The organism is Luteimonas sp. e5, from assembly GCF_054031035.1.
Genome location: NZ_JBSTRX010000003.1, coordinates 84,010 through 93,961, shown reverse-complemented (window position 1 = coordinate 93,961; position 9,952 = coordinate 84,010). Strand labels below are relative to the sequence as shown.

At 68.3% G+C, this 9,952-nt stretch carries 8 protein-coding genes; 7 read left to right on the top strand and 1 reads right to left on the bottom strand.

Annotated features, from left to right (window positions below; translation table 11 throughout):
- Position 1: 1 nt before the first annotated feature.
- The 5 genes from ACW11F_RS09510 (at position 2) to lpxC (ending at position 5,575) form a co-directional block, all read left to right on the top strand.
- Positions 2 to 943, top strand: coding sequence for a D-alanine--D-alanine ligase (locus ACW11F_RS09510; protein ID WP_456997087.1), 942 nt, complete (start codon positions 2 to 4; stop codon positions 941 to 943).
- 55 nt (positions 944 to 998) lie between these two features.
- A complete protein-coding gene (locus ACW11F_RS09505; RefSeq protein ID WP_456996661.1) occupies positions 999 to 1,739 on the top strand; it encodes a cell division protein FtsQ/DivIB in 741 nt (246 codons plus the stop codon).
- Positions 1,736 to 2,974, top strand: coding sequence for a cell division protein FtsA (gene ftsA / locus ACW11F_RS09500; RefSeq protein WP_456996660.1), 1,239 nt, complete (start codon positions 1,736 to 1,738; stop codon positions 2,972 to 2,974). The genes ACW11F_RS09505 and ftsA overlap by 4 nt, the downstream gene beginning before the upstream one ends.
- A gap of 187 nt (positions 2,975 to 3,161) precedes the next feature.
- Positions 3,162 to 4,475, top strand: a complete 1,314-nt coding sequence (ftsZ, locus tag ACW11F_RS09495; RefSeq protein WP_456996659.1) for a cell division protein FtsZ — start codon at positions 3,162 to 3,164, stop codon at positions 4,473 to 4,475.
- A 173-nt stretch (positions 4,476 to 4,648) separates the two neighbouring features.
- Entirely contained in the window at positions 4,649 to 5,575 is a 927-nt protein-coding gene (gene lpxC, locus ACW11F_RS09490) for a UDP-3-O-acyl-N-acetylglucosamine deacetylase (RefSeq protein ID WP_456996658.1), read from the top strand.
- A gap of 142 nt (positions 5,576 to 5,717) precedes the next feature.
- Here lpxC and ACW11F_RS09485 read toward each other — a convergent pair whose 3' ends face one another.
- Complete coding sequence (locus ACW11F_RS09485; RefSeq protein WP_456996657.1) at positions 5,718 to 6,074, bottom strand: DciA family protein; 357 nt, start codon at positions 6,072 to 6,074, stop codon at positions 5,718 to 5,720.
- 55 nt (positions 6,075 to 6,129) lie between these two features.
- Between ACW11F_RS09485 and ACW11F_RS09480 the strand changes: the two genes are divergently transcribed.
- Together ACW11F_RS09480 and secA are read left to right on the top strand one after the other, a co-directional pair.
- On the top strand, positions 6,130 to 7,059 hold the full coding sequence (locus tag ACW11F_RS09480) for a M23 family metallopeptidase (RefSeq protein ID WP_456996656.1): 930 nt from the start codon (positions 6,130 to 6,132) through the stop codon (positions 7,057 to 7,059).
- 141 nt (positions 7,060 to 7,200) lie between these two features.
- The gene (gene secA, locus ACW11F_RS09475; RefSeq protein ID WP_456996655.1) at positions 7,201 to 9,942 is read left to right on the top strand and encodes a preprotein translocase subunit SecA; all 2,742 of its coding nucleotides are present in this window, start codon (positions 7,201 to 7,203) and stop codon (positions 9,940 to 9,942) included.
- The last annotated feature ends 10 nt before the right edge of the window (positions 9,943 to 9,952 follow it).

The following is a 9,952-nucleotide window of genomic DNA, read 5'->3' as shown; positions in this document are numbered from 1 at the left end:
GATGCAGCATCTTGCCTTCCCGCCGCTGGCGGTGCACGACCCGGCGCGCTTCGGCCAGGTGGCGGTGCTGATGGGTGGCGACAGCAGCGAGCGCGAAGTCTCGCTCGATTCCGGCCGCAACGTGCTGGAAGCACTGCGCCAGCGCGGCGTCGATGCGCATGCGGTGGACGGCGTCACCGCCCTGCTGCGCGAAATAGATGCGGGCCGCATCGATCGCGTGTTCAACATCATGCACGGCGGCGCCGGCGAGAACGGCGTGGTGCAGGGCCTGCTGACCGCGCTCGGCGTGCCGTTCACCGGCCCCGGCGTGCTGGCCAGCGCGCTGACCATGGACAAGATCCGCACCAAGCAGGTGTGGATCGCCGCCGGCCTGCCGACCGCGCACTTCGTGCGCGTGGCAGCGGGCGGCGATCTTGCCGCCGCGGTGCGCGAGGTCGGCCTGCCGGTGTTCGTCAAGCCTTCGGCGGAAGGTTCCAGCGTGGGCGTGTTCCGCGTCACCAGCGAAGCCGAACTGGGCGATGCACTGGCGTTTGCTGCCGACTATCCGGGCGAGCTGCTGGTCGAACAGATGCTGACCGGCGGCGAATACACCGTCGGCGTGGTCGGCGAGCTGGCTCTGCCCTCGGTCAAGATCGTGCCGCCGGGCGAGTGGTACGACTACCACGCCAAGTACGTGTCGGACGAGACGCAATACATCTGTCCGGGGTTGGAGGGCGCGGACGAAGCCGCCATCCGCCGCCTCGCGCATGCCGCCTTCGTCGCCGCCGGCTGCACCGGCTGGGGCCGGGTCGACCTGATGCGGCATGCCGATGGCCGCTTCATGCTGATGGAAATCAACACCGCACCGGGCATGACCAGCCATTCGCTGGTGCCCAAGGCGGCGCGCCACCTCGGCGTCGAGTTCGACGAGCTGTGCTGGCGCATCCTGGAGCAGACGCTGTGATGCGCGTGGCCTGCCATTTGCTGCTCGCGCCGCAGCGGCGCACGGGAGGTGGCCGATGAGCGCGCTCGGCCGCCTGCTCGGCATCGTCCTGGTGCTGGCGGTGATCGCGCTGCCGGTGGTGGCGGTGGTCAATGGCTGGATCGGTGCCGAGCGTTTCCCGCTGCGCACCCTGCGCGTCAGCGGCGAGCTTGATCACGTGGACGATGCCGCCCTGCGCCAGGTGCTGGCGCCGTACGCGGCCAAGGGCTTTTTCGCGGTCGAGCTGGCGCGCGCGCAGGCCGCGGTGGCGGCGATGCCGTGGGTGGAGTCGGCCGAGGTCAGCAAGAAGTGGCCCGACGTGCTCGAAGTCGCGATCGTCGAACACCGCCCGCTGGCGTTGTGGGACGAAGACCAGTTGCTGTCGGTGCACGGGCGGCTGTATCCGCGCACCGCGATGGGCGAGGCGCTGCCGGCCGGCTTGCCGCAACTCGGCGGCGACCCGCAGCGCGTGGGCGAAGTGCTGGCGCTGTACAACCGCTCGCGCGAGTTGTTCGCGCCGCTCGGCATCGAGGTGCGCGAGCTGCGCCAGGACGCGCGCGGCAGCTGGCAACTGGGCCTGGCCGATGGTGCCGAAGTGGTGGTGGGCCGCCAGCAACCCGAGGCGCGCATCCGCCGCTTCGCCCGCCTGCTGCCGCAGCTGATCGCGCCGACCGGGCAGCAGCTGCAGCGCGCCGACCTGCGTTACGCCAACGGCTTCGCGTTGCTGTGGGGCGCGGCGCCCCCTTCCTCCTCCCTGAGTTCCGGTGTTTCCAGATGAATCGCAAAGGCGACAAACTCCTGATCGTCGGCCTCGACATCGGCACCTCCAAGGTGACCGCACTGGTCGGCGAACATTCGCCGGGCATGCCGGTCGAGGTGATCGGCGTCGGCAGCCATGAATCGCGCGGCCTGCGCCGCGGCGTGGTGGTGGACATCGATTCCACCGTGCAATCGATCCAGCGCGCGGTGGAGGAAGCCGAGTTGATGGCCGGCTGCGAGATCCGCAGCGTGTACGCCTCGATCTCCGGCAACCACGTGCAATGCCGCAATTCGCAGGGCATGGAGCCGCTGCGCGATGGCGAGGTCACCCATGCCGACATGGATCGCGCACTGGAGGCGGCCAAGGCGGTGGCGATCCCCTCCGATCAGCGCATCCTGCATGCGATCGCCCGCGAATACGTGCTCGACAGCTCGCAGGAAGGCATCCGCAACCCGGTCGGCATGAGCGGCATCCGGCTGGAGGTGCACGCCCACCTGGTCACCTGCGCGCAGTCGGCGGCGACCAACATCACCAAATGCGTGGAGCGCTGCGGGCTGTCGGTGGACGATCTGATCCTCTCGGCGCTCGCCTCCAGCGAGGCGGTGCTGACCGATGATGAGCGCGAGCTGGGCGTGGTGCTGGTCGACATCGGCGCCGGCACCACTGATCTCGCGGTGTTCGTGCAGGGTGCGATCGCGCATACCGCCTCGCTGCCGATCGCCGGCGATCACGTCACCAACGACATCGCGCACATGCTGCGCACGCCGACCCCGGAAGCGGAGCAGATCAAGGTGCGCTATGCCTGCGCGCTGGCACAGATGGCCACCGCCGAAGAGTCGATCCAGGTGCCCAGCGTGGGCGACCGGCCGCCGCGGCGCCTGCCGCGCCAGGCGCTGGCGCAGGCGGTACAGGGACGTTACGAGGAAATTTTCGAAATGGTGCAGGCCGAGTTGCGCCGTTCCGGCTTCGAGGAACTGGTGCGCGCCGGCATGGTGCTGACCGGTGGCGGTTCGAAGATGGAAGGCGTGGTCGAGCTGGCCGAGGAGATGCTGCACATGCCGGTGCGTATCGGCATCCCGCAGCACGTGGCCGGGCTGGCCGAAGTGGTGGGCAACCCGGTGCATGCCACCGGCGTCGGCCTGCTGTTGATGGGCAGTCGCATGGAGCAGCCACGGCCGCGGCCGTTGCTCCCCGGCGGTCGCGCCGCCGGGCTGCTGAAGAAATTCAAGGAGTGGTACGACGGGCAGTTCTAGCGCGTCGGGAGGGCCCGGCGTGCAGGCAGGCAAGGGTGGAATGAAGGAGCGGCAGGCAGGACGAGGAAGCGGAAAACAGGCACAGGCAACAGCGTCAACAAGCAAACCAACAAGCCGGCATCACCCGGCCGCGGGGTCCGAGCCCCCGCCCCGGGAAGGCAGCCGGCACCACAACGAGGACATGGACATGGCAACTTTCGAACTGATGGAAAAAATCACGCCCAATGCGGTCATCAAGGTGGTCGGCGTGGGCGGCGGCGGCGGCAACGCGGTCGCGCACATGGTGATGAGCCAGGTGGACGGAGTGGAGTTCATCACCGCCAATACCGACGCCCAGGCGATCAAGAACTGCGGCGCCAAGCTGCAGCTGCAGCTTGGCACCAACGTCACCAAGGGCCTGGGCGCCGGCGCCAACCCCGAAGTCGGCCGCCAGGCCGCGCTGGAGGACCGTGAGCGGATCATGGACGCGCTGCAGGGTGCGGACATGGTGTTCATCACCGCCGGCATGGGCGGCGGCACCGGCACCGGCGCAGCGCCGGTGGTGGCGCAGCTGGCCAAGGAGATGGGCATCCTGACCGTGGCCGTGGTCACCAAGCCGTTCCCGTTCGAGGGCCGTCGCCGCATGCAGGTGGCGATGAAGGGCATCGAGGAGCTGTCGCAGCACGTCGATTCGCTGATCACCATCCCCAACGAGAAGCTGATCACCGTGCTCGGCCGCAACGCGACCATGGTGCAGGCCTTCCGTGCCGCCAACGAAGTGCTGCAGGGCGCGGTGCAGGGCATCGCCGACCTGATCGTGCGCCCGGGCGTGATCAACGTCGACTTCGCCGACGTGCGCACGGTGATGAACGAGATGGGCCTGGCGATGATGGGCACCGGCGTGGCGCGTGGCGATGACCGCGCGCAGGCCGCGGCCGAGGCGGCGATCCAGAACCCGCTGCTGGACGACATCAACCTGCACGGTGCCAACGGCATCCTGGTCAACATCACCTCCGGCTCGGACATCACCATGGCCGAGTTCAGCGAGATCGGCCAGGTCATCAGCGAGTTCGCCTCCGAGGACGCCACCGTGGTCATCGGCACCGCGATCGAACCGGAGATGCAGGACGAGATCAAGGTGACCGTGGTCGCCACCGGCCTCAACCGCAACGCGCAGCGCTTGCCGCAGCGCCCGGATTTCGATTTCGAGCCGGTGCGCAAGCCGCGCCCGCAGATGGAAGTGGTGCACAGCGCGACCAGCGTCAAGCGCGATGGCACCACCGGCCTGCCGATCGACGAGGTGACCCCGGGCAACGGCTACAACCCGGCCATGGGCATCGCCGGCGGCCTGCGCCGCGGCAGTGCCAGCGTCGCGCCCGCGGCGGCGCCTGCGCGCACCCGCGAATCGGCGGCATCCGAAGCGCAGGGCAACGCCAAGACGGCCACGGCCTCGGGCGCGGCCGACTTCGGTGGCGCCGACTACCTCGACATCCCGGCGTTCCTGCGTCGCCAGGCGGACTGATCTCCGCCGTGTCACCGCGTCGCCCGCCATCGGCGGGCACGCGGGACGGGTGCGTGCGCCCGTCCCCGCCATGTCCCTTGCGTCGGGCCGCGTGCCCGACGCCTTTCTTCGGCGCCTGTTCAGGTCGTCCGGTGATAACCTGAACCATCGGCCCGAGTGCCCATTCCCCCGACATGACCCGCCAACGCACCCTGAAAAACCCGATCCGCGCCACCGGCGTTGGCTTGCACAGCGGCGAAAAGGTGTTCATGACCTTGCGCCCGGCGCCGGTCGATACCGGCATCGTGTTCCGCCGCACCGACCTTGATCCGGTGGTCGAGATTCCCGCGCGCGGCGACCTGGTCAGCGAAACCACGCTGTGCACCGGCCTGTCCTGCGGCGAAGCCAAGGTGCAGACGGTCGAGCATCTGCTTTCGGCGCTCGCCGGCCTCGGCATCGACAATGCCTGGGTCGAACTGTCCGCGGCCGAAGTGCCGATCATGGACGGCTCCGCCGGCCCGTTCGTGTTCCTGCTGCAGTCGGCGGGGATCGAGGAGCAGGACGCCGCCAAGCGCTTCATCCGCATCCTGCGCCCGATCGAGGTGCGCGACGGCGACAAATGGGCGCGCTTCAGCCCGCATGAGGGTTTCCGCCTCGATTTCACCGTCGAGTTCGACCATCCGGCGATCCCCGCCGCGCGCTCCAGTGCCCGGCTGGAGTTTTCCACCGCGCGCTACATCGAGGAAATCAGCCGCGCACGCACCTTCGGTTTCATGCGCGATCTGGAGTTCATGCGCGAGCGCAATCTCGGCCTCGGTGGCTCGATGGACAATGCCATCGTGCTCGACGAGTTCCGCGTGCTGAACGAGGACGGCCTGCGCTATGCCGACGAATTCGTGCGCCACAAGATCCTCGACGCGGTCGGTGACCTGTACCTGGCCGGTGGCCCGATCATCGGCGCCTACGAGGGCTTCAAGTCCGGCCATGCCTTGAACAACACCCTGGTGCGCGCCTTGCTGGCACAGCCCGAGGCGTGGCAGGAAACGTGTTTCGAGGATGCCCCGGTACGCAGTGGCGGGGTGGAGATGTTCGCCCCGGCAAGCGGCGCGCTGCCGGCCTGAGCGCCTTCTGCGCGCACGGCGTTTCCGGCGCTGCGATAAACCCCCATTCGGTTTCGTGAAGCGATTGATTAACAATTTCAATCGCTTGCGGGTTTATGCTGCGCCCCGCGATGAATGTGCAGGCGGCGTGAAGGCCGCCTGTTCATTTTCCATCGAGCACGCGCAAGGCCTCTTCCATGGCGGCGCGCGAGGCGGCCGAAGGCGGCTTTTCCGCTGACGTCCGTCGGGGTGGGGGCGCGCCGGCCGTGGCCAGGCGCACTTCGACCCGTTCGACCTCCAGCCCGATGGAACGGGCGGCGTGCAGGATCTGATCGCCTTCCAGGCGCGCACGATGCGCCCAGGCCGGGGATTGCGCACGCAGCGACAGGCGTTTTTGCGCCAGGTCCACCAGGCGGACATGTCGCGCCAGGGGCGGCGCAAGCCGCGATCGCAATTGCCGGTCCACGGCGTCAAGCCACAAGGCGCGACGCAGGACATCACCCACCGGCTCCTGCAGCAACGTGTCCAGCGCAAGCCGGGGCGTGCCGCGGGAAGACGAGGAACCCGATTCAGACATGCAAGCCAATCTCCAACAGTTTCATCAGCATACGCGCAACGCGTTGCGCCTGGGCCAGGCCCATGCAGTGGCTGCCGCGCGCCGTGCACGCACGTTCATCCGCCGCCAGCCATGGCTCGCCACCTGCGGCCTGCTGGTGGCCGGCATCTGCGCCGGCACCCTGGCCACCCAGGCGGTGGGCATCGGCAGCGCCGGCGCGCACGAGGCCGTCGCCGCCGAGCGCGATGCGGCGCAGCGCGAACTCAATGCCATGGCCGCGCGACTGGCCGAGCTGCAGGCCGAAACCACGCGCCTGAACGCCCTCGGCCAGCGCCTGATCCAGGTCGCGGAACTGCCGGAAAACGAATTCGACTTCGGCCAGCCGGTCGGCATCGGCGGCGGCGGCGCGAGCCGCGACATCGCGCCGGGCGAGCTGGCCGGTGGCATCCGTGGCCTCGACACCGAGCTGCGCAGTGCCGGCAGCCAGCTCTCGGCACTGGAATCGCTGCTGTTCAACCGCGAGCGCGAGCGCGCCGCGCTGCCCTCGGGCACGCCGGTGGCCGGCAGCTACGTCACCTCCTCCTTCGGCATGCGCGCCGATCCGTTCGGCGGCGGTGGGCAGTTCCACAAGGGCATCGACTACAAGGCCAGTCACGGCGACCCGGTGCTGGCGGTGGCCGATGGCGTGGTCACCTTCGCCGGCAACCGCGCCGGCTACGGCCACACCATCGAGATCGACCACGGCAACGGCTACGTCACCCGCTACGCGCACAATTCGCGCCTGACCCGCCAGGTCGGCGATCTGGTCCGTGCCGGCAACGAAATCGCCAAGGCCGGCTCCACCGGGCGTTCCACCGGGGTGCACGTGCATCTGGAAGTGTGGCAGAACGGGCGCTACGTGAACCCGGCCAGGTTCCTCGACGGCAAGCGCCGGCCGACCCACGGCTGAAGCCGCGACGCGCATGCCGGGCGCCGCCCTTGAAGCGGTCCCGGACCGCCTCCACTACAATTGAGAGTTGCCCGGGGCGCTGCGGCGCCCCTTCATGTTTCCAGCGCACGCGCACCGCGCGGCGCCCAACCGGCCTGACGCATGCTCAACAACCTGCTTACCCGCGTGTTCGGCAGTCGCAATGACCGCCTCCTTCGCCAGCTCGACCGCATCGTCGACAAGATCAATGCATTGGAAGCGGGGATGCAGGCGCTCGATGACGATGCGCTGAAAGCCAAGACCGAAGAGTTCAAGCGCCGCCACGCCGAGGGCGAATCGCTGGACAAGCTGCTGCCTGAAGCCTTCGCGGTATGCCGCGAGGCCAGCGTGCGCGCGCTGGGCATGCGTCCCTATGACGTGCAGCTGGTCGGCGGCATGGTGCTGCACATGGGCAAGATCGCCGAGATGCGCACCGGCGAGGGCAAGACCCTGGTCGCCACGTTGCCGGTGTACCTCAACGCGCTTTCCGGCAAGGGCGTGCACGTGGTCACCGTCAACGATTACCTGGCGCGCCGCGACGCCGCGCAGATGGGCAAGCTGTACAACTGGCTCGGCCTGAGCGTGGGTGTGGTGTATCCGGGCATGCCGCATGGCGACAAGCACGAAGCCTATGCCGCGGACATCACCTACGGCACCAACAACGAGTTCGGCTTCGACTACCTGCGCGACAACATGGCGCTCTCGCGCGAGGACCGCTTCCAGCGCGGCCTCAACTTCGCCATCGTCGACGAGGTGGACTCGATCCTGATCGACGAGGCGCGCACCCCGCTGATCATCTCCGGCCCGACCGACGACAGCCCGGACCTCTACCTCCAGGTCGACCGCATCGTGCCGGGCCTGACGCGCCAGGCCGACGAGAAAGGCGAGGGTGATTTCTGGGTCGACGAGAAGCAGAAGCAGGTGCACCTGTCCGAAGGCGGCATGGAACGCGCCGAGCAGCTGCTGCGCGAGGCCGGCGTGCTGCAGGGCGAGGAGGACATGCTGTACGCCGCGCAGAACATCCACGTGGTGCATCACCTCAATGCCGCGCTGCGCGCGCATGCCATCTACCAGCGCGACGTCGATTACATCGTGCGCGATGGCGAGGTGGTGATCGTCGACGAATTCACCGGCCGCACCCTGCCCGGGCGTCGCTGGTCGGACGGCCTGCACCAGGCGGTCGAGGCCAAGGAGGGCGTGTCGGTGCAGCGCGAGAACCAGACGCTGGCCAGCATCACCTTCCAGAACCTGTTCCGCATGTACGGCAAGCTCGCCGGCATGACCGGTACCGCCGATACCGAGGCGTTCGAGTTCCAGAGCATCTACGGGCTGGAAGTGGTGGTGATCCCGACCCACCGGCCGATGATCCGCAAGGACCACCCCGACCTGGTGTTCCTCAACCGTGCCGGCAAGTTCCGCGCGGTGGCGCGCGAAATCAAGGAATGCCACGAGCGCGGCCAGCCGGTACTGGTCGGCACCACCTCGATCGAAGTCTCCGAGCTGCTGTCCGACTATCTGAAGAAGGACGGCATCGCGCACGAAGTGCTGAACGCCAAGCAGCACGAGCGCGAGGCGACCATCGTCGCCCAGGCCGGGCGCCCCGGCGCGGTCACCATCGCCACCAACATGGCCGGCCGCGGCACCGACATCGTGCTCGGCGGCTCGCTGGAAGCGGAGCTGGCGCAGCTGGAGGCTGAATCCGGCAGCGAGGTGGACGCCGCCACCCGCGAGCAGCTCACCGCGCAATGGCGCGAGCGCCACGAGGCGGTCAAGCAGGCCGGCGGCCTGCACATCATCGGCACCGAGCGCCACGAAAGCCGGCGCATCGACAACCAGCTGCGCGGCCGCTCCGGGCGCCAGGGCGACCCCGGCTCCAGCCGCTTCTACCTGTCGCTGGAAGACAATCTGATGCGCATCTTCGCCGCCGACTGGGTGCAGCGGATGATGGAGCGCATGGGGCTGAAGGAAGACGACATCATCGAGTCGCCGCTGGTCACCAAGCAGATCGCCAATGCGCAGCGCAAGGTGGAAGCGCACAACTTCGACATCCGCAAGAACCTGCTGGACTTCGACGACGTCAACAACGACCAGCGCAAGGTGATCTACTCGCAGCGCGACGAACTGCTCGAGGCCGAAAGCGTCAAGGACAACATCGACGGCATCCGTGCCGACGTGGTCAGCGACGTGGTGCAGCGCTTCGTGCCGGCCGAATCGATCGACGAGCAATGGGACCTGCCGGGCCTTGAAGCGGAACTGGAAAGCCAGTTCGGCCTCGCCCTGCCGCTGACCCGGATGCACCAGGAGCGCAGCGAGCTGGACGCCGACGATGTCGCCAGCGAAGTCGAGCAGGCGATGGACAAGCTGTTCGCCGACAAGGAGCAGCAGGTCGGCGACGAGACCATGCGCATGCTGGAAAAGCACTTCATGCTGAACGTGCTCGACCAGAACTGGAAGGAGCACTTGGCGCGCATGGATTACCTGCGTCAGGGCATCCACCTGCGTGGCTATGCGCAGAAACAGCCCAAGCAGGAGTACAAGCGCGAAGCGTTCGAGCTGTTCTCGGAAATGCTGGAAACGGTCAAGCGCGAAGTGGTCACCATGCTCGCGCGGGTGCGCATCCGCAGCCAGGAGGAGATCGACGCGATCGAGGCCGAGGAGCGCCGTCTGGCCGAACTGGCCGCGCAGCGCATGCAGTTCCAGCATCCGGGCATGGGCGGCTACGGTGCCGACGAGGAGGCCGCCGACGTGCTCGGCGCCACCGACTTCGCCGATGGCCAGGCCGCGTTGCCCAAGGTCGGGCGCAACGAGCCGTGCCCCTGCGGTTCGGGCAAGAAGTACAAGCACTGCCACGGCCGCATCGGCTGAGGCCGCTGCG

Bases quoted from the DNA above. Each gene is read 5' to 3' on its own strand.
- ACW11F_RS09510 (WP_456997087.1), top strand. From the start codon at position 2: ATGCAGCATCTTGCCTTCCCGCCGCTGGCGGTGCACGACCCGGCGCGC.
- ACW11F_RS09505 (WP_456996661.1), top strand. From the start codon at position 999: ATGAGCGCGCTCGGCCGCCTGCTCGGCATCGTCCTGGTGCTGGCGGTG.
- ftsA (WP_456996660.1), top strand. From the start codon at position 1,736: ATGAATCGCAAAGGCGACAAACTCCTGATCGTCGGCCTCGACATCGGC.
- ftsZ (WP_456996659.1), top strand. From the start codon at position 3,162: ATGGCAACTTTCGAACTGATGGAAAAAATCACGCCCAATGCGGTCATC.
- lpxC (WP_456996658.1), top strand. From the start codon at position 4,649: ATGACCCGCCAACGCACCCTGAAAAACCCGATCCGCGCCACCGGCGTT.
- ACW11F_RS09480 (WP_456996656.1), top strand. From the start codon at position 6,130: ATGCAAGCCAATCTCCAACAGTTTCATCAGCATACGCGCAACGCGTTG.
- secA (WP_456996655.1), top strand. From the start codon at position 7,201: ATGCTCAACAACCTGCTTACCCGCGTGTTCGGCAGTCGCAATGACCGC.